The following is a 21,982-nucleotide window of genomic DNA, read 5'->3' on the forward strand; positions in this document are numbered from 1 at the left end:
GTCCGCCCCGCTCTCCGGTTCTGTCGCAGTAAATGCGTACACCTCGCCGCGGCGGCTGGAGTGGCCAGCGGCAGGTGGTAATGATCACGGTAGGGGCTCCGCCGCAGTAAATCCGGTATTTACTGCGGCAGCTTGTCCCGGACACAACTCGAACAAGGTTCTGACCAGGCCGGACACCTGTGCCCCGTCCGGGACAGCCCCCGACCATTGCCGCCCATCTCCGGGTTCATCAACCTGGAAGACGTGACCGTGATCGTCCTGGCTGAGCACGAAAGCGAACGAGGAGTTACATGGGCCGTGTCCCAGCTGCTCTTGATTCCGGTCCCGGTGAGTCGTTCGAAGGATGAAACAGGAGTGAAAGGGGAAACATGCGCACACGACACATGCTGACTATCGGTGCTGCCGCTGTGGCACTCATCGGAGGCTTGGCCGTGGTGCCAGCTGCTGCCAGCTCAAATGCATCAGCTTCAAGCACTGTGGGAGCGCTGGGGAATGACGCCTACGCCGATCTCGTGGAAGGCGGCGAATTCGTAGCTCGCGGCTACTTCCAGGCAAGTGGCGACAAGTTCATCCTGACCAAGAAGTCGAATCAGACGTACCCTGGCCGTACATACTTAGAGTACAAGTACATCAAGGTCAACGGACAACTCCAAGAGGGAACCCATCACGGTGTGTCCACAGTTGGTGTCCCGGTGACCTTCGACCACAACTTCGGCGAGGGGCGGGCGGTTGCGTTCCGCGTCTGCGTCGAAGACAGTTTCTGGGACCCCTGCTCTGACTGGGCAACCGGCTATGCCTAAAACAACCTAGATAACCCGGGCAAGCCCAAGGGGCGTCCGAAGCCGCATCCCATGGCTTCGGATGCCCCTTGGCTATGCGAGGTCAGCGGCTCGCCGTGGTGGCGTGGGTAGAGCGCGGACGTGGCACCCCAATCGGCAGCGGTGTTGTTCTGGGAGTGCCATGAGGACTCCAGAAGGACCACCCGATGGAAGTACGCGTTCAGGGCGACGTCGTACGCGAAAATCGGTGACAGCAGATACGGTGTCCCATTCGTGATTCCTGCCTTGTCCAACCAAGAATCCCAGTTCAGAGGCAACCCTGACACTAGGGGTCGTTGCATGATCGGGGTTCGTCCGGATCGTCGGGCTGGTTCGGAGTCGCGTCGGACGTCCTGGTTCGGGCAAGGCCCTGCGCGGCTCGCGCACCGGCACCACCCCCTACGTCACCCTGCTCGCCGCGATGGACCACGCCGGTCACGTCCTGGCCCAGCGCCAGGTCGCCGACAAGAGCGACGAGATCCCCGCCTTCCAGCCCCTGCTGGACAGCATCGACCTGACCGGCACGGTCATCACCGCCGATGCCCTGCACACCCAGCACGCCCACGGCACCTACCTCCGCACCCGTGGCGCCCACTACATCGCCCAGGTCAAGGCCAACCATCCCGGCCTGTTCGACCGCGTCCGCCGCCTGCCCTGGCGCGAGATCACGCTCGACCACCACGACCGCACCCGCGCTCACCACCGCCTGGAAACCGGCGGCTGAGGACCGTCGCCTTCGCCCACCTCGACGCACGCCAGGCTCTACAAGTCGTGCGCTGGAGGAAGGACTTCACCAGCGGCAAGCTCATCGTCGAACGCGTCTACCTGATTACCAGCCCGCCGCCGGGCACGGCGACCGGCCCCCAGCTCGCGGCCTGGATCAGAGGACACCGGCACATCGAAAATCTCCTGTACCACGTCCGCGACCGTACTTTCCGCGAGGACGACTCCAAGATCCACGTCGGCCGCCTCCCGCGCATCATGGCCGGCCTGCGCAACCTCGCCATCGGCGTCCACCGTCAGGACGGTCCCACCAACATCGCCGCCGCCCTCCGCTACACCGCCCGCGACTGCCGCAGATTGCTGACCGCCCTCGGCCTCACCGGATGAATCCGAACAGACCTCGATCATGCAAGGGACCCTGCCTCCAGACGGCCACCGCTTTCCTGACATATCCTGCGCAGGCTGCTGGCCTCCACGCCGCTGCCGCGCGCCGCTGACGGGCGGATCGTCCTTGCCGTCGACGTGAGCAACTGGCTGCGTCCCGACGCCCCCACCAGCCCGGAGCTGCTGTTCTGCCACGTCTACGGGCGGGGCCGCAGCGAGGATCAGTTCATCCCCGGCTGGCCCTATTCCTTCGTCGCCGCCCTGGAGACGGGACGCACGTCGTGGACGGCCGTGCTGGATGCGATCCGGCTGGGGCCGTCCCGACGATGCCACCGCGGTGACCGCCACCCAGCTGCGCGAGGTGGTCACCCGGCTGGTGCACGCCGGGCAGTGGCGACCGGGCGACGCGGACATCCTCGTCGTCATGGACACCGGCTACGACGTCACCCGCCTCGCCTACGTCCTGGCCGACCTGCCCGTCGAGCTGGTCGGCCGGCTGCGCTCGGACCGGGTCATGCTCCGGGATGCCGGACCGCGGCGCTCCACCCCGCGTGGCGGGCAGCCCCGCAAACACGGCGGCGTCCTCACTTTCTCCAAGCCTGAGTCCTGGCACACCCCCGACCAGGCCACGACGTGCGACACCACCCGCTACGGCACGGCCGAAGCCCTCGCCTGGACCGAATGCACCCCCGGTTGCAGGCCCGTGGCCCCTGGCTCGACCACTGCGGTGAACTCCCTTTGATCCACGGCACGTTGATCCGACTGAAGGTCGAGTATCTGCCCGGTGACCGCGACCCCAAGCCGGTGTGGTTGTGGTCCTCGCGCACCGGCATGACCGGCCAGGACGTCGGTGTCCGCTGGCAGGCGTTCCTCCGCAGATTCGATCTTGAACATACCTTCCGGCTGTTCAAGCAGACCCTGGGCTGGACCGTCCCCAAGGTCCGCGACCCCGCGACCGCCGGCCTGTGGACCTGGCTGATCAACGCCGTCCATACCCAACTCCGCCTCGCCCGGCCCCTCGCCGAGGACCTCCGCCGCCCCTGGGAACGGCCGTCCGAGCCGCGCCGGCTCACCCCTGCCCGGGTCTGCCGGGGGTTCCGCCACCTCCGCGTGAAGACCGCCCGTCCCGCCGACGTGCCCAGATCCTCCAAGCCCGGCCCCGGACGCCCACCCGGCTCGAAGAACCGCAGGCCAGCCCCACGTCACGAGCCTGGGAAGACCGTGAAACGAATCGAAACCCTCACCGAACACGTCCGCCTGAAACAGCAGCGAGGTTAATGATCAAGCTCAGGCGGCGGGCGGCTCGGACGTTGAGGGCTGCGGCTGTACCCATGACCAGTGGGTCTGCACGATGCGCCATCCGTGGGCCCCGTGCCGGTACACCTCGGTGCAGTTCCAGCGGTAACGGTCGTTGCCGCCTTCGGAGACGAAGTTGAAGCTGAGGACGGCCAGACCCTCACCCATGACCACCAAAGGTTCGACGAGCTCGAACCGGGCGATGCGGACCAGTCCTCTGATGCGGTCGTAGTACCTGGTCAGCTCGCCAAGGCCATTGATCCGCCGCTCGATGAACGGATCGAAGTACGTGACGTCTTCATCGCAGATCTGCAGGTAGCCGTCGGGGTCGCCGGCTCCCCAGCGCCGCAGCGCGGCCGTTTCCATCTCCACGAGTTCGGCGGCCACTTCCTTCGGGTCCGTCCCGCTCCGCCGTGCGCCCGCCACCCACTGGATCGCCATTTATCCGATTTCCTTCCATGTCTGATCGCCCGTGTCCGTGTGTGACAGGCGCGATGCCCCAGTCTGGCGGTGGCCCGGCGGGAAGCAGCAGTGGCGAGAATGCCAATCACCGATACGATCTAGTCATGGCCACCAACGCCCTTGGACCACATCGGGACCCGTCCACGGTTGCTGTCGTCATGGCCGACGGGCTGCCGCTGCTGGAGATGGCCGTCCCCGGCCGGATCTTCGGGCTCCGCCTGGACCAGCCGGACCTGCCGCGCCACACCGTGCTGGCCGTCACCGTGGAGGACGCCTCGATCACCACCTCCGATGGCATCACCCTGGTGCCGCCCCACGGCATCGAGGCGATCGACCGCGCGGGCCTTGTCGTCGTGCCGACCTGGCACCAGCCTGGCAGCATCGCCCCACCTGAGCGGCTGCTGGCTGCGCTGCGTCAGGCCCACCGCGACGGAGCGGTCGTCGCTGGGCTGTGCCTCGGGGCCTTCGTCGTCGCAGCAGCCGGACTGCTCCAAGGGCGACGGGCGACGACCCACTGGGCGTACGCCGACGCCCTTGCCGCCACCTACCCGGATATCACAGTGGACGGAGCAGCGCTGTACATCGACGAGGGCGCCGTACTCACCAGCGCCGGCAGCGCGGCCGGGATCGACGCATGCCTGCACCTGCTGCGGCGCGGCCACGGCGCCGCAGCCGCCGCCACCGTCGCCCGGGCACTGGTCGTTGCCCCCCACCGTACCGGCAACCAGGCGCAGTTCATCCCCGCACCGATACCCCCGGCGGCCCACGGCGACGCACTCGACGACGTCATCGCCCACACGCTGGCCAACCTCGCCCAGCCCGCCGACATCGACGCCCTTGCCCGGCGCGCCAATATGAGCCGGCGCACCTTCGACCGGCGCTTTAGCGCCCGCACAGGTAGCCCGCCCCTGAAATGGCTGCTCACCCAACGGGTACTGCTCGCCCAGCACCTGCTGGAGTCCACTTCCCTGCCCGTCGACGTCGTCGCCCGCCGCACCGGCTTCAGTGACGCCGTCGCCCTGCGCCCCCACTTCCGCCGACTCGTGGGCATCCCCCCTCAGGCATACCGCCAGGCCTTCGCCGACTCCGGCGATCCGACGAAACCTGAACACCGCGTGCATGACACTTCCGTCTCTCAACGAGTTCGACCAGCTCTTCGACGGCCGCCTTACGGCTTGGCCGGCGATTGAGATCGGGGCTGCTCGCCCGGCGCTTCGACTGGGCGTGGCGCGGGCGCCGGCCAGCAGCGCCGCGCCACGCCACAACAGGCCGGCCGTGAGCCGGTTCGCCGCGTACCTCGTCTGTCAGCTGAGCCGCATCTCACCTCTGCGGTGGAGGCGGCACCGGAGCGGGACAGGGCACCTGCCCGTAGGAGAGGCGTGCGAGCCGGTTCCGGGCAGACATCGCGCGGGCCGACCACCTCCCGGGCCGGGGACGCGGTGGGTGACACCGCGCGTGCTGCCCTTGAGCCCGCAAGAGCGGCATTGTCACCGGCGCAAACGCCAGCCCCGACGTCCTGCGCCGCACCGTCCTCAGCCAGGCGTGAGCCGGCCGGGGCGGGAATCCGCGGCGCTCGATCCGCGCTCGTCCAGCCGGCCCGCGATCTCATCGGCCGTGAGCACGAGCGCGAAGCCCTTGCGCAGTACCGCGAGTTCCGGTTCCTGGCGGGATTCGTCGTCGGTGGCCGTGACGTCCGAGCCGAAAACGACCCGGTACCCGCGCTCATACGCCTGTCGGGCGGTGGTGCCAGTTTCGTGGCTCATCACATGTGTCCCAGAAGCACGAACGCTTGTTGCCCGACGCCGCCGGGCTCGGCCTGCAATCGGACTGCGGCAGCTGCTTCGGGCTGTGCTGTGTCGCACTGCCCTTCGCGGTCTCGGTGGACTTCGCGATCGACAAGGATGCCGGCCGGCCCTGCCCAAACCTGCAAGCGGACTTCCGCTGCGGCATCCATGCACAGCTGCGGCAGCGGGGCTCTTCGGGCTGCACCGTCTTCGACTGCTTCGGCGCGGGACAGAAGGTCTCCCAGGTCACCTTCGGTGGACAGGACTGGCGGGTGGGCCCGCACACTGCCCGACAGATGTTCGATGAGTTCCCCGTCATGCGGCAGCTCCACGAGATCCTCTGGCACCTGACCGAAGCATTGACACTGATGCCGGCCCGTCCGATCCACGGCGAACTGCGCCGCGCGCTGGAGAAGACCGAACGCCTCACGGGCGGCAGCGCCCAGGAACTCACGCAGCCGGATGTGGCAGCACACTGGGGCGCCGCCAACGCACTGCTGCTGCGCACAAGTGAACTGGTGCGGGCCAAGTCGCGGGCCGTAAGAAGGACCGCAGGGGAGCCGATCTCATCGGGGCCAATCTCCATGGCGCCAACTGGAGTGCTGCGGGCGGAGGCTTGCGACGGACAGGATGAGAAGTTTGTTCGAAGCCGCCGCCGCCGCTGACCCGCGGCTGAGCCGCAAGCTGTTCATTGACCTCCTCGGCCTCCCGCCGGAAGGTGCAGACGACGGCTACTGCTCAAGCGAGAGCATCCCGGGCAGCAAGCACTTCGGCGTGTGGCCGCTCTCGCAGGCAGCCGAGGCCCTTTGGCACGTCGACGTGGCCCGCCGACCGGGTGGTCCCGCAAGCATCGGTCGAGGTCGAGGTCGAGGTCGAGGTCGAGGTCGAGGTCGAGGTCGGGGACGCAGACGCCGTCGCCGCCGCCGTCGCAGCCGCTGGCGGCGAACTTGAGCGCGCGGGCTTCGAACTGCTGCACCCGGCCCGTACTGAGCCGTGGGGTCAGACAGTGACCCGGCTTCTCACGGACGAGGTGGTCACGCGGTACGCAGGGTTCGCCGCCCACTGCCGTCGTGTGGGTTTGGGGGTGACGGTGTGCGGCATGGGTTACGCCGAGGGTCCGGTCAGCTGCGCGGCGATGATGACGTTGCCGTGCAGATCGGCAAAGTGCAGGGACCGGCTGTCGCTGTCCTCCCGCTCGTTCCAGACCCGCACGCCGTGGTCGCGCAGTTGCTCGCTGACCTGGTCCAGGTCTGCGGTGTACAGGACGAGCAGGGGCTGGCCGCCGCACTGCCGGCCAATCAGTTCGCGCTCCCGGTCCGTGGTGGCCGTCATCAGCCACAGGCCGACCGGTTCCTGGCCGGGCAGGCCGAGGTGCAGGTAGCGGTAGTCGCCGGTGGTCTGGTCATGCAGGACGGTGAAGCCCAGGACACCTCGGTAGAAGGCCAGGGCCGCATCGGTATCAGCGACCAGCACCACCACACGGCCCAGCACGGAGAACAGGTCCTTCTCGGTGGAACGAGCCATGGGAGGAGTGCAGACGAAGCTGATCCCGGCTTCGGCGATCTTGATGTCATCGCTCCAGTGGCCGCCGGAGACACCGATGCCGCCGACGGTGTGGCCGTCGATGTTGATGGGGATGCCGCCGCCGAAGGGGACCAGGCGGTCGATGCCGGTGGGGGCGCCCATGGTCAGCGGAGCATCGTCCTTGATGAACTCGTGCCACTGGTTGGTGGGCATGCCGGACACGGCCGCGGCGTACGCCTTGTCCTGGGCAATCTGGATGGTCAGCAGCGCGGTGCCGTCCATGCGGGCGAACGCGCTCATGTGACCTGCGGCATCGACGACGGCGACGGTGAACTTCTGGTCGGTCTGCTCGGCGGCCTCGATGGCCGCGTTGACGATCGCGCGAGCCGTGGCGTTGGTGATGGTGGGAACGTGCTGGACAGTGCTGTTCATGGCAGTGCTCTTTGGATGTCTCTGTGGTGAACGGGGCTGTTGGGATGGTGGATTGACGGGCCGGTCAGCGGGTGACCGGCGCGGGCTCGGGCCGGTCGGGGGCGGGTGCAGTGGTGCGCCGCTCGGCCCTGGTGGGGATGACGAAGGCGGCGATCAAGGGGAAGACGGCCGCTGCCACGAAGGCGGCGGAGTATCCGCCGTTGGAGATCACTACGGCCATGACCGGCGGCGTGGCGGCGGTAACTGAGGGGCCACGAAGTTTCCGGACAGGGACCCAATAGGGTAGTCCTGAACAGGAAACGAGGAAGAAGTGGCGCCGCCCAGTACTCGCCGGAGTTCCGCGAGGAAGCCGTCCAGATCGCGTTGAGGTCGAGCAAGCCGTCGTCGACCGGCTGAACTTCAGCGGCGCCATCATCCAGACCGGCACCGAGTCCTACCGTCTCGTCCACACGAAGGCCCAGGCCGAACAGACCCAGGCCGGCTAACCGGCGCCACGCGGGAGGCCCCAGCGAGTGCACACGTTCGCGTCACCCTTCGCGCTGCAGCAGCCCTGGGTGGATGCTCTTGAACCGGGGCAGGTTGTGGCCTGGTCAGGCAACCGGTGCAACATCTCGGGCGACGAGGGTGGCAGCGAGGGCGATGAACAGAACGGCGGACAGGGCGGTGACCAGGCTCTGGCTGCGAGTGCCCAGGCGGCGGCCGGAGTGTGCAACGGCGAGAGCGAAGACGGCTTCCAACCCGGAGGCGACGAGGAACCAGGTGATGGTGAACAAGGTCAGGCCGGTCCAGCCGGCCAGGTGCCGGGCCTGCATCATCGTGGGTGTGCCGGTCGCGAGCCAGAAGGTCCACGTGAGCGGATTGGCGAGGTTGGCGGTGACCCCTTTCCAGAACGCCCATGAATCGTTCACGGCAGGGATGGCCTGTCCGCGCCAGAGGCGGCGTGCATCGCGAACGGCGGATGCGGCGAGGTAGAGGAAGCAGAGCGCTCCCGCCAGGCCGACCCAGAGAGATGCCTCGGCGATGGCCGTGATGATCCAGGCGAAGGCCAGGGCCGGCATGAGCAGGATCAGGTCGGCCGTGGCGGAGCCGAGGATGACGCGCAGGGCAGCGGCGAAGCCGCGGGACGCGGCGGTCTGGAGGATGGTGACGAAGATCGGGCCGACGGACAGCGCCGCGCCGGCGCCCAGCAGGGCGCCGAGCCAGAGCACCTGGATCATGACGGGTTTTCCTTGCTTCCGGGTGGTTGGGGTCTGGTGAGGTGCGCACTGGCGGTGGGTTCCTTGATGGTCTCCAGGGCGATGGAGGTCACCGTTCGGGTGACACCGGGGATGGCCCGGATACGTGCCAGCAGGCGGCGCAGCGATTGCGGTGAAGCGGTACGGATCTTCAGTACGTAGCTGTCCTCGCCGTCGACGTCGTGGCATTCGAGGATCTGAGCCTCGTCGCGGACGAACGTCTCGAAGGGCTCTTGCTCGGTCTCGTCGGCGTAGGTGCCCACGCGCATGTGCGCGACGAGATCTTGCTGGAGAGCGTGAGGGTCGATGAGCGTGGTGTAACCGCGAATGATGCCCTCGCGCTCCATTCGCCTGACTCGGGAGTAGACGGAGGGACCCGTCAGCCCGACGGTCTTGCCGATGGCGGCATGAGTCGCCCGCCCGTCCGCTTGAAGGATCTTGAGGATCTTGAGGTCGACGTGATCAAGCCCCAGCGACACGTCTTCGTTCAATGTTCACCACCTAGGCTAACGATTCTTAGGTGTGAGGATAGAGTGCTTCATGGATACGTTGTCAATGTGGGTGTTCCTTGATCGACTCGGCGCGTTTGACCGTCTTGCCGACGTCGTGGTGTCTGGCCCGGTATTTGTTCTTCGAGACGGCAGGCCGTCCCCGACCCTGGCCGGGACGGTTTCGGTGCGGCCGCTGGACGGGCCGTGGTCGCGCGGACGTTGCGAAAGTCCCGCCGCACCCGGGCGGGGGTGAGTCGGCGGGGTTCGGCCGATCGTTGCAGGGGGCGGCGAAGGTCCTCGGTGAGGGGTCGGGCCAGGTGGAGCTGGGTGTGGGCAGCGATGATGAGCCAGGTCCACAGGTCGGCGGTGTCCGCGTGACGGACCTTCGGAGCGGTCCGGTCGAGGCTCTGTTTCATGAGCCGGAAGGTGTGCTCAAGATCGAATCTGCGGAGGAGCGACTGCCACCAGCGGTCCACGTCCGCCGGTGTGGCGGCGGTGGCCGAGCACCACAGCCAGACCGGTTTCGGGTCGCGGTCGCCCGGCAGACGCTCGACCTTCAGCCGGATCAACGTGCCGTGCAGGATGGGAAGTTCCTCTTCCGTGCGGTCCAGCCAGGGGCCGCAATGGGTGAGTCGGGGGTGCATCCGATCCCAGGCTCTGGCCTCGGCCTTGCCGTAGGGCGCGGGCGGTGGTCAGGCGGGGCAGGTGGACGCTGGAGCGGCGGGCGTTGGGACAGGTCAGGCACATGGTCAGCAGCGGCAGGGGCCGCCCCGTGTGCTGGGCCCGCTTCGCGCGGAGGGCGGAGGAGGGCTGGTAGAAGCAGTCATTGAGGACGCCGGGGTGTAGGTCTCGTCAGGTGCTGGAGCATGGTGCGCAGCCGGGCGGGGCTGGCAGTGATGCCGGGCAGGTCGCCCAGTGGCTCTGCTGCATAGGTCGACCCGTAATTGATCCGGTGCCGTTTGGCCGTTGGGCATTCTCGCGAGGGATGGAACGCGCAGGGTGTCGTCGCTTCTCGGAGCTGACCCGCAGGCTATTCCGGGGATCGCGAGGATCGCATTCGTTACCAAAACAGAACCCGGAAGCCCTTCCGGAAGTTTTGCTTTTGTGATATTCTGTTAATTTATTGGGCTAATGTCCGGCATCATGATGAACAAGGGACAACCCAGCCAGACAGCTCTCATGTCGGCCGCAGCGCGCGCGGCACACCTCCTCGTCGACGAGACTCCCTCGATCTTCGCCGACACCCTGGCGCAGACCTTCCTGGGGGAGCGTGCTGAAGAACTCCTTGGCTACCACCGGTCCTATGGTGGGCACCCAGTCCTGTCCGGCGCGCGGACGACGGCCGTTACCCGCAGCCGCTACACCGAGGACCGGATGGCCGAGCTGGCCGGCCGGGGCGTCGACCAATACGTGATCCTCGGTGCGGGGCTGGACTCCTTCGCTTACCGGTCGGAACTGGCCGACGGCGTACGGGTGTTCGAGGTGGACAAGCCGACGATCCAGCACTGGAAGCGGGCGCTGCTGGTTGAGACGGGGACGGCGGTGCCACGGTCCGCCTTCTTCGTCCCGGTCGACTTCGAGAAGGAGTCCGCCCGGTCACTTACCGATCACCTCGTGCGGGCCGGCTTTGATCCGGGCCGACCCGCGCTGGTCAGCTGGCTCGGGGTCACGATGTACCTGACCCCGGAAGCGATCAGGCAGACCCTGGCCGTCATCAGCGGCTTCGCACCCGGCACAGAGCTCATCGTGGAGCACCTCCTCCCGGCCGGACTCCGCGACGAGGCAGGTCAGTCGTATGCGGAGCTGGTTATGGCAGCGGCGGCCGAGCAGGGCGAGCCCTGGCAAACGTTCCTCAGCATCGAGCAGATGGACGCCCTCCTGCTTGAGCACCGGCTCCAGCCGATCGAGTACGCCCGGCAACGAGAGACGATCGACCCTGCGGAGTGGGAACGTACCGACACGCTCCGCCCGTTCGAGTTGTCCGTCCTCGCCCGTGCGAGTGTCCCCACCCGCTAGCGGTGGTTTGTTAGGCCGGGACGTAGAGGTTCAGGGGTCTGCCGGTGCCGACGGTGTTGATCAGTTCTTGTAGTGCTGTGGGCAGTGGCTCCGTCGTCCAGGCCCGCCAGTAGCGTTGCGGCGTGGCCCAGGGCATCAGCCAGCCACGGGCGGCGCGGACGGCCTGGGGCCAGCAGGCCGGTCGGGGCTGCTGGGACCCGGGTTCTCCCCCTCTCTACCGGTCCTGACGGTGCGTCGGGCTCGGGTGGTGGGCCGACCGGAGCGGGCGGTGGTGGGCTGGGGGTGAACCAGGTGTTCCAGCAGAAGCTGAACGCGCAGTTGACGAGGGTCTGGTGGTGGCGGATCGCGATGTCGGGGCGGGCCTGGAAGTCGGCCCAGCCGAGTTCGTCCTTGATCTGCTTGTAGCTCTGCTCGACCCAGTGCCGCAGCCCGTAGAGCCGTACCACTTCGGTGAGATCAGCGGCTGGGTAGCGGCTGTGTGCTCACGGGGTGATCCGGGCCGGGGCAGGTTGGTGGCCAGGTACCAGGTGGACGTTTCGGGCAGGGTGGCCGGGTCGGTGGTGACCACGACGAGCCGGATCGCGCCGTTGGGTCCCCACCAGCCCGGCTGGGCATCGGCGGCCCACCAGGTCGCGGTGCGTCCGTTGCGGAAGTTGCGGGTCACCGGCTGCCAGTCGCCGTGCTGTTCGGGGCCGTACCAGACCAGTTCGCGAGCGGCATCGACGGGCCGGAAGGCGTCCTTGTACTGCCAGGTGCGCGGCTGTGGTCCAGGGGCCGGCCGCGGAAGATGGTGAGCTGTTCGTCCAGGTCACCGCAGATCCGTGAGACCTCGCTCTTGGAGATGCCGCTGTCCGCGCCGAGCGCCTTGACCAGGTCGTCGACCGAGCGGGTGGACACCCCGTGCACGTACGCCTCCATGATGACCGCGTACAGAGCCTCGTCGATGCGGCGCCGCCGTTCCAGCAGGCTGGGGAAGAAACTGCCGCTGCGCAGTTTCGGTATCGCCAGGTCCAGGTCGCCGGTCTGGGTGGCCAGGGTCTTCTCCCGATGGTCGTTGCGGAAGGTGGTGCGGGCGTCGGTGTGCTCGTTCCACTGGGCGCTGATCCGGCCGCTGAGCTCGGCCTCGATCAGCTCTTGCAGCATGCGCTCGGCGACGTTGCGGACGAGCTCGATCCCGTCCGCCGTGCGTAGTGACTCCAACAGGCGTTGTAGGTCAGACTGGGACAAGGCCATCGGGCACCTCCCGGGTTGAACTGGCCGTTCACCAGGGAGATTTGCACGGTGGCCTGCCCTATGCGCAGGGAGCGGAGACCGTCACCGGATGCATGCCCCGGGCATCCGCCCGCGCACACCCGGGTGCTCGTGCTGGTCGTGGGCGGCAGTCTGTGTTGTGGATCGTCCGGCGGGGTGGTTTTGGCGATGAGTTCAGCGTCCTCGAACGGTCTACCCAGCGACACGACCGTTCTCGACAGGAGTGCCATGTCCACCATTCAGCCAGTGATCGTGACTGCCGACCAGGACGTTCTGCTCGGCTTCTATACGAAATTGTTCGGCGCTGAGGAGATCTTCCGGGTGCCGGAGGAAGGCCCGGTCTTCTACCTCGGCTTGCGCATCGGCGACACCGACCTCGGGCTGGTGGCCAAGGCGAACCCGGGGACTGGGGCGGCGTCGCGGATCCTGCTCAGCATCGGTGTCGACGACGTCGACGAGACGCTCGGCCGGGTGGCGGCGCTGGGCGGCTCGGTCCGCGGCGGCCCCAACGACATGCCGTGGGGACAGCGCGTCGCCCACATCCAGGACCCAGACGGCAACCCGGTGAACCTCACTCAGCCGATCCCGGCGCAGTGACGCTGTTCTGGGTGCTTGTGCTGGTCGTGGGCTACCTGCGGTTGAGATCAATTGTCGGTAGTGGCCTCGATGTTCGTCAGGACGAGCAGCGCGCGAAGCAGGTGGGTGGCGCGGGTGGGGTCGGTGCGGAGCTTGGTGAGGATCCGCCAGTTCTTCAGGCGGGCAAAGCCGCGTTCGACGGGGAGGCGTCCGGCGGGGAGGCGTCCGGCGGCCAGGACACGGTTGGCCTCCTTCTCGGCGGATGCGAGCTTGCGGGCGCGGGTGGCCTTGAAGCCGGTGACGACCACGGGATCGTCCCCCTCGTCGTCCAGGCCGATAAAGCCCAGGTCGGCCAGGGCGCCGAGGCCGCCAGCGCGCAGGTGGGCCGGATGCGGTCGCGGCGGGCGGCGGTGAGGTTGTGGGTGCGGCCGGGCCGGGCGGCCGATATCCACACCAGACGGCCCCGCTCGTCGGTCAGCGCGATCACGTGCAGGCCGTGGCGGCGATGCTTGCCGCAGTAGTTCGGGCGGTTCGCCTTGCCGGTGCGGCGCTGGGTGGGGATGAGGGTGCCGTCGATCAGGACGACCTCGCAGCCCCGCCGGGCGGTCTTCTTCAGGGCGCAGTCCAGGCGGGGGGCCTTCGCGGCCAGCAGGTGGATCAGCTCGTCGCGCCAGCGCCGGATGGTGGTGGTGGAGATGTCGTTGCCGCCGGCCATGTCGGCCAGGCGCTGATCGTGTCGCAGCACGGCCAGGACGATCACCGCGATCCTCCCGGCGGCAGCGCCCGCCATCTCGACCGTATCGCTTTGAGATGGCGTCGCAGCAGGTCGGTGAGGTAGCTCAGGGTGTGCGTGGACAGCGGCAGGCGGCACTGGTAGACCAGGGACACGGTGTCCCCAGCGTGCTCTTTGGTTTTCGTCACACAATTCCAACAGCCGCCGGGGGCACCTTGGTTACGCCCCGATCGCCGCGCGGACCAGTCACGGGCGGGTGGTTAACTTCCCGTCGGGTCGTTTGTGCAGCCAGCCGCGGTCGGCCAGCTTCGTGAGCTTCCCACGCAGCGGCTCCAGCTTGCCCCTCATCCCGGTGTCCAAGCCCAGCACCTCGCCGATCTGCCGGGTGGAGACCGGGCCGGCGGCCTGCCGCATGGCGGTCAGGATGCGCTGGTACACCGCCGACAGTGCGGACTCAGCCACCCCCGGCCCACGGTCCGGGACCAGCCGCACCGCCCGACCTGTCAACTGGACCACCGGCGACCCGGCCTCCGTGCGCTCGTCGGCGAGCTGCTCGCTCATCTGCTGCCACATCCGCTCGGCCACGGCCAGCTCATCGCGCTCAGCTCGTACCTCCGACAGCTGCTTGACCAGCTGTTCTTCGAGTCCGTCCAGCTCCGCACGCCGCGCGGCGATCCGCTCCAACACCTCGGGATCCATCATGGGCCGCAGCGTAGGAGCGGCACCCGCGACGACGGCCGGGAATCCTCAAACCCACCCCTGCCCACGATCTACACCCCAGACTGCCGCCCACGACCAGCACGAGCACCCCGAAACGACCTCACACCAGCACCCTGACCTGCTACTTCAAGCTGGCTCAGCTTCAACGGATCTTGACGGCGCCCGGCCACGGTCCGCATGGGGCCGTGGCCGGGTGTGATCGACGTGTCCGTCAGGGTTGCCCTATGGGGGCGTGGCTCGCTTCCGAGGCCCGCCGCCTGTTCCCCGCGCCTCCGCGTCGCGGGGATGGGATGGCCCCTGCCAACGGCTGCCGCCATCGGCAGTTGCACTACTGGGGGTGTGAGGGTCGGCCCTCGCACAGCCCGGTCTCAACGGCGGCCTTCATGTCGGCGTCCTGCGCGTCCGTGCCACCGGGGTCGAGGTTCACCATGACCGTGGCCTGCCGGCCGTCGACCGTAGCGCCGCCGGCGGTCTGGTAGCCGAAGATGTCGCCGCCGTGCCCCCAGTAAAGGCCGCCGCAGGGCAGCGGCCTGCTCTCCAGGCCCAGGCCGTAGGCCCGGCCGTCGTCACTGCCGGTCGGCCGGGTCTTCATCATCGCGGTGAGCTGGGCCGGACGCAGCAGCCTGCCGCGTACGAGTGCGTCCAGGAACCGGTTGAGGTCGGAAGCGCTGGAGATCATCTCGCCGGATGCGCCCGCGATGGACGGGTTGATCGCGGTGAGATCCATGAGCGGGGCATCCTCACCGGGGCGTACGTATCCGCGCGGGTGCGGTCCGGGGATCGCCGTGTCCTCACCCGGCACAGACGTGTCGTGCAGGCCGAGCGGCGTGATGATGCGCCGGCGGATCTCCTTGTCGTAGGGGTGGCCGGTCACCTTCTCGATGAGCATGCCGGCCAGCAGGTAGTTGGTGTTGGAGTAGTGCCATTCGGAGCCGGGCTTCGCGCCGGGCTTGTCAAAGGTCGGGGGATGGGCGAGCGCGAGGTTTACCAGGTCACGGGTGTCGTGGTGGGCGAGCGGGTCCTCGAGAATCTGCTGCGGGTTGAGGTAGTCGAGGTAGTCGGGCAGGCCGCTGGAGTGCTGGAGCAGCTGGCGGACGGTGATTTCCCGCCCGTCGTTGCCCTGGCCACGGACGACACCGGGCAGGTAGCGCTCCACCGGTGCGTCGAGGGCGACGCGGTGCTCTCCCACCAGTTGGAGCACGACGGTGGCCACGAACGGCTTGGTCATGCTGCCGATCCGGAACCTGCTGTCGCCGCGCATCGGCACCTGGCTTGTCACGTCCGCGACGCCGCTGGTCAGCGCCGTGCTGTCGTGCCGGTTTCGGACCTACGAGTGCTCCGGGCCCACCGTCGACGGTGGTCAGTCGGTGCAGAAGGTCACGCAGCCGCGGATCGTCGGAGGTGTTGGCGGACCGTGCGGCGGTGGTCTTGGTCGCAGTACCCGCGAAGGCGGAGTTACCCGGCAGCGCGCCTCCCGCGACGCCGATCGCGACGGCCAGGGTGAGTGCGCCACCCAGCGCACGCTTGTGCTTGATCACGTGTTTTTCCTCCGTCGTAGTAGCAAGATCACTGCAGCTGCGGCGGCTGGCTACGAGGAGCTCTTCACGCCCGCCGTTCCCTTGCCACCTCACGATGCCCGAACGGAGCCGGCCACCGCGATGGAGAGATCATCCGGATCGGTGGTGGGGATAACCCCCGGTAAGGCCCAATGACTGAACTTGCCTATGCCAGGCCTGACCTGAGGCCGACCGAACCGTCGTTGCCCGCGCGTCGTCGTCTGCCGGGCGAGGACACCATCGAAGTCACCTTGCAGAGCCGCGAACCAGTCCGAGGTGCTTGTGGGTGTCGAGTCTCTCGATGACAGGCGGGTGAACGGCTCGCGTCGGCGTATGCGGGGGGCCGAGCGGCAGGTCATCGGGGTGCTGACGGTGCCGAACTGGCAGCCCGGGATGGGGCCGCAGGTCCTGCCACGGGTGTATCGGGACATTCTGGAGGTGGTGTCGGACGCATCAGGCCCGGTCCGCGCCAAGCAGATCGTGCCGAGGATCGGCCTGCCGGCAGAGACCGGGAAGATCGAGGGCACACGGTCGAAGCTGAAGCGTCTGGTGGAACGGGGCTGGCTGGACGAGGACACCCCGGGCATGTTCACCCTCCGCCCGAGCAGGTCATCGCCGACGCCTTCGGCCAGGCCGAAGCCCGCGTCCCGGAGCACCTGCGCTCGTGGGTCGTCCTGGTCGACGGCGCTCGCCACCAGCTTGACCTGATCAGTGACGAGACCGCCCGACGCGGCGTCACGGTGCACGTGCTGGTGGACTTCGTGCACGTCGCCCAGTACGCCTGGGCCGCCGCCCACGCCTTCCACAAACCGGGCACCACCGAGGCCGAGGCATGGGCGGCAGACCATCTGACCGCGATCCTCGCGGGCCACGCCGCACGGACCGCCCACGACATGACCGCACAGGCCACCCGGGAGCACCTGTCGACCGCCCGGCGCGAGGCCGTCGACGCCTGCCACCGCCACCTGACCGGACACCTCGACCAGCCCCGCTACGACACAGCAGCTCGACAGCGGCTGGCCGATCGCCACCGGCGCAGTCGAGGGCGCCTGCCGCAACCTGATCGCCGACCGCCTCGACATCACCGGCACCCGTTGGCGCCTGCCCGGAGCGGAAGCCGTCCTGCGACTGCGTGCCATCGTCTCCAACGGAGACCTCGCCCCCTACTGGCGCTTCCATGCCGCCCGCGAGCCCGCACGCCTCTACCCCGACCAGCAGACCTACGTCCTCACCGCTTGATCGCGACCGTCACTCGAAACGAACCGCACCCCACCACTTCAGCAGCCTCCAAGGGTCCGGCATAGGGCGTGAATACACAGCCTGAGCGGACTGCCTGAAGGTGTCCCGCAAACGCTGGCAGGACGCGCGGCCGGGTTGGTGTCCGGCGGCGGCCTTTGCTGGTGTGGGGCCGGACAGGACTGCGTCGAGGTCGTGAACCGATCCCCACCATGCTCCGCCGGAACCGCCCGCCCCCCGTGGTCGTCTTGTGCGCTGACTGTGTGCGAAGCGGGATGTGGGGGACGTTGTGACTCGGAACGTGACGAAGGCCGGTCTCATGATGGTGGCCATGGTGACGGTGCTCGGGACTTCGGCCTGCGGCGGGGAAGCCGGCGCTGCGGCCGGGAAGAGCGGCGGGACGCGCTCCGCGCACGGGAACGGGGAGTCCGTGGCGCCGTCCGGGGACGGGGTGTCGTCCGGCTCGGCGACGACGTCTGGCGGCGCCGTGGGGAAGTTGTCCGGGGTCGCGCAGGCCGCGGCGGCGCCCGTCACCCGGCAGGTGCCGTGGAACCTGGACATCCTGGATCAGCGGTCGCGGCCCCTCAACGGGAAGTTCACCACCACCGCCACGGGCAAGGGCGTTCACGTCTATGTGATCGACACCGGGATGGACATCGCCCACAAGGAGTTCGGTGGACGCGCCCACCTCGGCGCCGACTTCGTGGGTCCGAAGGACTCCGGTGACTGCTTCAGTGAGGAGGGGACCGGCCACGGCACGTTCGTCGCGGGCGTCATCGGCGGGGCGAAGTACGGGGTGGCGCCCAAGGCGGAGCTCGTACGGGTCCAGGGCATCCTGTGCGAGAGCGGAGGCGGCGGCTCCCCGGCGGCGGCCGAGGCGGCCTTGGTGAACTCGGTCAAGTGGGTCACCGCGCACGCGCAGAAGCCCGCGGTGGTGAACATGTCACTCAACCTCGACCACCGGTCGTCGGCCCTGGAGTCTGCCGTGAAGAAGATGGTCGACGCGGGGATCCCGACGGTGGTGTCGGCAGGCAACTTCCATGACGACGCCTGCAAGCACTCCCCGGCCGGCGTCCCCGGCACGATCGTTGTGGCGGCCTCCACCTCGAACGACCGCGTGTGGAGCGACGGCGGCTCCTACGGCTCGGGTTACGGACGGTGCGTGGACCTGTACGCCCCCGGCCAGAAGGTGACCGCCGCCCTCGCCGGCGGCGGTACGGTCACGGAGAACGTCGGCGCGACATCCTGGGCCGCGCCGCATGCGACTGGCGTGATCGCGCTGTACCTGTCAGCACACCCCCACGCCACAGCCCACGAGGTCCACGTCTGGCTCGACCACACGGCCACCCGTGGTGTCGTGCGCGGCGTCCGCTCCGACACCCCCAACCGGCTGCTCAACACCGGCGGCCTCTGACCCGCACCGGCCGCGAGTCAGCTGACCATTTGATCGACGGTGACAAGATTGAGCACGGGGGTGGCCTCCGAAGGCGCCTGTCCGAGGCCACCCCGCAGCTGCGGACCCACCATCAGACCGCCTCGACGACTGCATCTCGGGCGTTAAGTCACATGATCGCTCTGCCGACGGGCGGGGTCTGGCGGGAAGGACTCACCACACCATGGTCGCGGTGTCCTGTCCTTCCTACTACTGACCTTTTCGGATTGGCTTCGGGGGGTCTGAATCGAGGGTCAGTCCGGTTTCGGTGAGGCAGCCGTCGATGAGTTCGGGATGGTGCTGGATGCGGGCGAGTCCTCGGCGGAGGGTTCGGGTGAGGTGGTCGGGGTCGGTGAATGCGGCGTTGGTCATCGGCCCGCGTCGCAGCAGAGACCAGATGCCCTCAACGGGATTCAAGTCCGGGCTGTAGGAGGGAAGTTGGATGATGGTGAGCCATTCGTGGCCGGCCGCGTACTTCCTCATCCCGGCGGCACGATGGGTGGTGAAGTCGATCCGGGGCGCGGTTCCGGTCTCGTCGACCGTCCGTTTCCCCGGACCGCTTCCCGCACCCGGCGTGCCCGTTTCCGAGCCCACCGGGCGCTCCACAAGCCCTGTTCAGGGTCTGTGTGTTGTCTTCATTCCAGGCTGGGCCACGGGTTCGGGATGACTGCTCCCCGGTAGCGGTAACGCGTGGTGGTTACCTTTGACGGGTTGAACAGTGGTCTTTCCTCCGAGGCCGGCCACCATCCGACGTCGCAGTGGCGGCGGCGGAGGGCTTCCAGGTGGATCGGTGGTGTTTGCGGCGCAACCAGCTCCCGAACCGGGACACTTACGGGGCGTCAGACAGCGGTTCCTCTCGCACGCCTTCTCCTCGCTGCTTGCCGGACCCAGGCCGTCTGACAGAGCCGACCCGTCCCGTACTTTGTCAGGGCTGCTTACCGCCGCCACGTGCGTTCCCACACGACGACTGCCCTCAGCTTCACCCGGCGGCTGCGACCGCCCGGCGGTGGAGTCCTTTCACCCCCACTCGATTCCCTAGCGCCTCGTGGCGCACTTGAGGTTGTCCCAGACCAGCACGATCGGGCCGCCGAGCTGCTGGTGTGCGGCGTCGAGCAGAGCGGCGTAGGCGGTCTCGGTGAAGCCCTTGCGCCGACCTTTGGCGGGACCACCGTCGAGGTGGATGCGGTAGTTCAGCCGGGACCGGTGGCCGGGCTTGGTGCAGATCATTCCCGTCATGGAGACGCGTTTGGTGCCTGCGGCGGTGACCCGCACGACGGGCGTGTGGCCTCGTCGGCCCCAGGTTGGGCCCTTGGGCGGCCTCAGCCCCTGGCCCGCTTCGTCTTCGAAGCAGAGCCATCGTCCTTCCAGGCGGCGATCTTCTCCTCGTCGCGCGCGGTGGCCTTGCGGGAGGGGATCTGCACGCTCCAGCCGATGCGGTGCAGCAGCAGGCCCAGCCTGGCCAGGGTGTACGCGACACCGAACCGGCGGCGCACGATCTCGGCGATCCGGGCCAGCGTCCAGCGCTGGTCACTCCAGCCGGAAGCGGCCGGGCCGGCATTCAACACCGTCTCCAGCACGCGGAGTTGTCCCGCATCGAGCTTGCAGCGGGCGCCGCCGGGTCCTGTGGAGGCCAGAGCCTGCCGCCCCCTGAAGTCAACGCCCGACGCCGGCGGTTCGCCGACATCCGGGTCACCCTGAACCGTCGGGCCACCTCCCGGTCACTGGCCCCGGCTTCGATCAGATCAGCGGCTGCGAGCCGGACTTGCTCACGCCGAGCCCGTTCCTCGGCCGTCGATCCACCGCCATCGGGATACCTCATTCTCTCGGCACGGCGCGGCCCACGAACGCCGTCATGTGCCGTGCCCGGCCTCCTGGTGTAGGCCGTGAGCATCTCTGCGCGAGATCCGGTACAGCACACAGCGGCGAAGTGGTCCCTCGGGCACGCTCGGATCCTCGAAGTCGCCGGCCGGGTCCCGGGTCATGCCTATCCGGCGCATCACTGCCTGGGAACGCAGGTTGTGGACGGTCGTCGACGCCACCACTTCCGGCAGCCCGAGCACCTCGAAGCCGAAAGCCAGGCAGGCCAGGGCGGCCTCAGTGGCGTAGCCGTGGCCCCACGCCGAACGCATCAACCGCCAACCGATATCCACCCCTGCGAACGGCATGTCCTCGCCCACCTCGTCCAAGCCGGCACGGCCGATGAACTCACCAGTCTTCCGTGCTTCGAGCGCCCACCATCCAAAACCTCGCTCGTCAAACTCGGCCTGCATGAGTGCCACCGCGGCATCGCTTTGATCCCGCGTCAGCAGTTCCCCCAGGTGTTCTCGGACTTCAGGATCGGCGTTCATGGCCGCCCACGGTCCGAGGTCGGACTCCCGCCACCGGCGGAGCAGAAGACGATCGGTGCGCAGCTCTGGCATGCCACTCAGCCAACCCGATCAAGATCAGGGTGTCGATCGGTCATGTCGAACCCTACGGTGCTCGTTCATGCCAGACCCGCTGTGCAGACCCTCACGGCCTACACCACCCGGCGGGACTCCAACCCGTCACGACACGACGTAACCCGCACCGTTAAAGATCTCTAGCCGGCCACTCTGAGCGTCGCAGTTGGCTGGCCCAACGAGCCCCCTGGGTCAGCAGTTGATGGGGGGATTACCGGAAGCGACTCGGCAGAAGTCCGACCCGAGTCCGCCGTTGACGGTGCCGGCGTTCGGGCCGACGAAGATGAAGTCGCCGTCGGCGCCTCCGAGGATCCTGCCAGTCGCCGTGGTACCGGCGTCGGCCGTGATGAAGTCGCCACCGGCGCCGCCGTCGACGGTGCCGGCAACGATGCCGTTGATGACGATGTAGTCGCTCCCGCCCAAGCCGTTGACGCTTTCGCCCAAGGCAAGGGCGCCGCAGCTGATGTTGTCGGAGCCGGCAGTACCACTGACGGTCGTACCGGACACCGGACGGCCGTTGACCGTACATGAAGTCAGGGCTTGTGCAGGCGTTGCGGTCAGGGCGAGGGGAGCGGCCACGAGGGTGGCGGCGCAGAGCGTACGCATCGCATGTCTGATCATGTAATGAGTGGCTCATGATGATTTCATGATCGCAATGCTGCACCATCGGTGTCGCCACCGTTCGGGGCAGTCTGCCGCCCGGACGGGCCACCGAGGCTGACGGTCAGATGATCGGGGTTTGTGGCTGTTGTCCGGGCCGGAGCCCGGGGTCCATCCCGCAGGTTCCCAATCTGGGACCTGCGGGAACCGCCACACCGACGACGCCGACGCACGGAAGTTCACCTGGGAGCCTTCACCCCCAGCCGGGGAAG

Annotated in this window: 18 protein-coding genes and 9 pseudogenes; 10 read left to right on the plus strand and 17 right to left on the minus strand. The window is 68.1% G+C overall.

Annotation, left to right across the window (positions count from 1 at the left end):
- The first annotated feature begins 368 nt into the window (after positions 1-368).
- The 4 genes and pseudogenes from OG289_RS48835 to OG289_RS48850 all read left to right on the plus strand — a co-directional run.
- The gene (locus tag OG289_RS48835; protein ID WP_327320448.1) at positions 369-800 is read left to right on the plus strand and encodes a hypothetical protein; all 432 of its coding nucleotides are present in this window, start codon (positions 369-371) and stop codon (positions 798-800) included.
- Positions 801-1,239: 439 nt separating this feature from the next.
- Positions 1,240-1,542 carry a transposase gene (locus tag OG289_RS48840; RefSeq protein WP_327320449.1) on the plus strand — a complete coding sequence of 101 codons (303 nt, stop codon included), beginning with the start codon at positions 1,240-1,242 and terminating at the stop codon, positions 1,540-1,542.
- Between the two features lie 47 nt (positions 1,543-1,589).
- Positions 1,590-1,928, plus strand: a complete 339-nt coding sequence (locus tag OG289_RS48845) for a hypothetical protein (RefSeq protein ID WP_327320450.1) — start codon at positions 1,590-1,592, stop codon at positions 1,926-1,928.
- A 66-nt stretch (positions 1,929-1,994) separates the two neighbouring features.
- Positions 1,995-3,203, plus strand: a pseudogene (locus tag OG289_RS48850) (NF041680 family putative transposase); the annotation flags it as partial.
- Positions 3,204-3,212: 9 nt separating this feature from the next.
- On the opposite strand, the gene OG289_RS48855 reads toward OG289_RS48850, so the two are convergent.
- Positions 3,213-3,662 (minus strand): YybH family protein, encoded by a 450-nt coding sequence (locus OG289_RS48855; RefSeq protein WP_327320451.1) that lies wholly within the window; start codon positions 3,660-3,662, stop codon positions 3,213-3,215.
- A 125-nt stretch (positions 3,663-3,787) separates the two neighbouring features.
- Here OG289_RS48855 and OG289_RS48860 point away from each other — a divergent pair, with 125 nt between their 5' ends.
- The gene (locus tag OG289_RS48860) at positions 3,788-4,873 is read left to right on the plus strand and encodes a helix-turn-helix domain-containing protein (protein ID WP_327320452.1); all 1,086 of its coding nucleotides are present in this window, start codon (positions 3,788-3,790) and stop codon (positions 4,871-4,873) included.
- Between the two features lie 342 nt (positions 4,874-5,215).
- Here OG289_RS48860 and OG289_RS48865 read toward each other — a convergent pair whose 3' ends face one another.
- A complete protein-coding gene (locus OG289_RS48865) occupies positions 5,216-5,446 on the minus strand; it encodes a hypothetical protein (protein ID WP_327320453.1) in 231 nt (76 codons plus the stop codon).
- 5 nt (positions 5,447-5,451) lie between these two features.
- Here OG289_RS48865 and OG289_RS48870 point away from each other — a divergent pair.
- Positions 5,452-6,074: pseudogene (locus tag OG289_RS48870) on the plus strand (pentapeptide repeat-containing protein); the annotation flags it as partial.
- 497 nt (positions 6,075-6,571) lie between these two features.
- Here the strand turns inward: OG289_RS48870 and OG289_RS48875 are convergent.
- The 5 genes and pseudogenes from OG289_RS48875 to OG289_RS48900 all read right to left on the minus strand — a co-directional run.
- The gene (locus OG289_RS48875; protein WP_327320454.1) at positions 6,572-7,423 is read right to left on the minus strand and encodes a heme-binding protein; all 852 of its coding nucleotides are present in this window, start codon (positions 7,421-7,423) and stop codon (positions 6,572-6,574) included.
- Between the two features lie 64 nt (positions 7,424-7,487).
- Positions 7,488-7,643: a hypothetical protein gene (locus OG289_RS48880; RefSeq protein ID WP_327320455.1), complete on the minus strand. Its 156-nt coding sequence runs from the start codon at positions 7,641-7,643 to the stop codon at positions 7,488-7,490.
- 370 nt (positions 7,644-8,013) lie between these two features.
- Positions 8,014-8,640, minus strand: coding sequence for a LysE family translocator (locus tag OG289_RS48890; protein WP_327320456.1), 627 nt, complete (start codon positions 8,638-8,640; stop codon positions 8,014-8,016).
- Entirely contained in the window at positions 8,637-9,149 is a 513-nt protein-coding gene (locus OG289_RS48895; protein WP_327320457.1) for an Lrp/AsnC family transcriptional regulator, read from the minus strand. Before OG289_RS48895 ends, OG289_RS48890 begins: the two co-directional genes overlap by 4 nt.
- 61 nt (positions 9,150-9,210) lie before the next feature.
- Positions 9,211-9,826 (minus strand): annotated as a pseudogene (locus OG289_RS48900) (NF041680 family putative transposase); the annotation flags it as partial.
- Between the two features lie 502 nt (positions 9,827-10,328).
- On the opposite strand from OG289_RS48900, the gene OG289_RS48905 reads away from it, so the two are divergent.
- Positions 10,329-11,165, plus strand: coding sequence for a class I SAM-dependent methyltransferase (locus OG289_RS48905; RefSeq protein ID WP_327320458.1), 837 nt, complete (start codon positions 10,329-10,331; stop codon positions 11,163-11,165).
- On the opposite strand, the pseudogene OG289_RS49985 reads toward OG289_RS48905, so the two are convergent.
- A pseudogene (locus OG289_RS49985) lies at positions 11,162-11,931 on the minus strand (IS701 family transposase); the annotation flags it as partial. The gene OG289_RS48905 and the pseudogene OG289_RS49985 sit on opposite strands and share 4 nt — an antisense overlap.
- Positions 11,916-12,398: pseudogene (locus tag OG289_RS48915) on the minus strand (transposase); the annotation flags it as partial. The pseudogenes OG289_RS49985 and OG289_RS48915, both read right to left, overlap by 16 nt.
- Before the next feature lie 246 nt (positions 12,399-12,644).
- Here OG289_RS48915 and OG289_RS48920 point away from each other — a divergent pair.
- Positions 12,645-13,013: a VOC family protein gene (locus OG289_RS48920; RefSeq protein WP_327320460.1), complete on the plus strand. Its 369-nt coding sequence runs from the start codon at positions 12,645-12,647 to the stop codon at positions 13,011-13,013.
- 47 nt (positions 13,014-13,060) lie between these two features.
- On the opposite strand, the gene OG289_RS48925 is transcribed toward OG289_RS48920, so the two are convergent.
- The 4 genes and pseudogenes from OG289_RS48925 to OG289_RS48940 all read right to left on the minus strand — a co-directional run bounded on the left by OG289_RS48925 (position 13,061) and on the right by OG289_RS48940 (position 15,724).
- Positions 13,061-13,444 (minus strand): transposase family protein, encoded by a 384-nt coding sequence (locus OG289_RS48925; RefSeq protein WP_327320461.1) that lies wholly within the window; start codon positions 13,442-13,444, stop codon positions 13,061-13,063.
- A pseudogene (locus tag OG289_RS48930) lies at positions 13,432-13,782 on the minus strand (transposase); the annotation flags it as partial. The gene OG289_RS48925 and the pseudogene OG289_RS48930, both read right to left, overlap by 13 nt.
- Before the next feature lie 189 nt (positions 13,783-13,971).
- Positions 13,972-14,427 carry a hypothetical protein gene (locus OG289_RS48935; RefSeq protein ID WP_327320462.1) on the minus strand — a complete coding sequence of 152 codons (456 nt, stop codon included), beginning with the start codon at positions 14,425-14,427 and terminating at the stop codon, positions 13,972-13,974.
- A gap of 346 nt (positions 14,428-14,773) precedes the next feature.
- On the minus strand, positions 14,774-15,724 hold the full coding sequence (locus OG289_RS48940; RefSeq protein WP_327320463.1) for a serine hydrolase domain-containing protein: 951 nt from the start codon (positions 15,722-15,724) through the stop codon (positions 14,774-14,776).
- A 645-nt stretch (positions 15,725-16,369) separates the two neighbouring features.
- Between OG289_RS48940 and OG289_RS48945 the strand changes: the two are divergent.
- Positions 16,370-17,240 (plus strand): annotated as a pseudogene (locus OG289_RS48945) (ISKra4 family transposase); the annotation flags it as partial.
- A gap of 298 nt (positions 17,241-17,538) precedes the next feature.
- Complete coding sequence (locus OG289_RS48950; RefSeq protein ID WP_327320464.1) at positions 17,539-18,651, plus strand: S8 family peptidase; 1,113 nt, start codon at positions 17,539-17,541, stop codon at positions 18,649-18,651.
- Between the two features lie 228 nt (positions 18,652-18,879).
- Here OG289_RS48950 and OG289_RS48955 read toward each other — a convergent pair.
- The 4 genes and pseudogenes from OG289_RS48955 to OG289_RS48975 all read right to left on the minus strand — a co-directional run.
- Positions 18,880-19,179 (minus strand): annotated as a pseudogene (locus OG289_RS48955) (transposase); the annotation flags it as partial.
- 528 nt (positions 19,180-19,707) lie between these two features.
- Positions 19,708-20,488: pseudogene (locus OG289_RS49990) on the minus strand (winged helix-turn-helix domain-containing protein); the annotation flags it as partial.
- 31 nt (positions 20,489-20,519) lie between these two features.
- On the minus strand, positions 20,520-21,089 hold the full coding sequence (locus OG289_RS48970; protein ID WP_327320467.1) for a GNAT family N-acetyltransferase: 570 nt from the start codon (positions 21,087-21,089) through the stop codon (positions 20,520-20,522).
- Positions 21,090-21,302: 213 nt separating this feature from the next.
- Positions 21,303-21,731, minus strand: a complete 429-nt coding sequence (locus tag OG289_RS48975) for a hypothetical protein (RefSeq protein WP_327320468.1) — start codon at positions 21,729-21,731, stop codon at positions 21,303-21,305.
- Positions 21,732-21,982 lie beyond the last annotated feature (251 nt).

The organism is Streptomyces sp. NBC_01235 (assembly GCF_035989285.1).
GTDB lineage: Bacteria > Actinomycetota > Actinomycetes > Streptomycetales > Streptomycetaceae > Streptomyces.

Coding starts and splice junctions, on each gene's coding strand:
- OG289_RS48975 (WP_327320468.1), bottom strand. CDS start 21,731: ATGATCAGACATGCGATGCGTACGCTCTGCGCCGCCACCCTCGTGGCC.
- OG289_RS48905 (WP_327320458.1), top strand. CDS start 10,329: ATGTCGGCCGCAGCGCGCGCGGCACACCTCCTCGTCGACGAGACTCCC.
- OG289_RS48880 (WP_327320455.1), bottom strand. CDS start 7,643: ATGGCCGTAGTGATCTCCAACGGCGGATACTCCGCCGCCTTCGTGGCA.
- OG289_RS48935 (WP_327320462.1), bottom strand. CDS start 14,427: ATGATGGATCCCGAGGTGTTGGAGCGGATCGCCGCGCGGCGTGCGGAG.
- OG289_RS48890 (WP_327320456.1), bottom strand. CDS start 8,640: ATGATCCAGGTGCTCTGGCTCGGCGCCCTGCTGGGCGCCGGCGCGGCG.
- OG289_RS48860 (WP_327320452.1), top strand. CDS start 3,788: ATGGCCACCAACGCCCTTGGACCACATCGGGACCCGTCCACGGTTGCT.
- OG289_RS48970 (WP_327320467.1), bottom strand. CDS start 21,089: ATGCCAGAGCTGCGCACCGATCGTCTTCTGCTCCGCCGGTGGCGGGAG.
- OG289_RS48840 (WP_327320449.1), top strand. CDS start 1,240: ATGGACCACGCCGGTCACGTCCTGGCCCAGCGCCAGGTCGCCGACAAG.
- OG289_RS48865 (WP_327320453.1), bottom strand. CDS start 5,446: ATGAGCCACGAAACTGGCACCACCGCCCGACAGGCGTATGAGCGCGGG.
- OG289_RS48855 (WP_327320451.1), bottom strand. CDS start 3,662: ATGGCGATCCAGTGGGTGGCGGGCGCACGGCGGAGCGGGACGGACCCG.
- OG289_RS48875 (WP_327320454.1), bottom strand. CDS start 7,423: ATGAACAGCACTGTCCAGCACGTTCCCACCATCACCAACGCCACGGCT.
- OG289_RS48920 (WP_327320460.1), top strand. CDS start 12,645: ATGTCCACCATTCAGCCAGTGATCGTGACTGCCGACCAGGACGTTCTG.
- OG289_RS48835 (WP_327320448.1), top strand. CDS start 369: ATGCGCACACGACACATGCTGACTATCGGTGCTGCCGCTGTGGCACTC.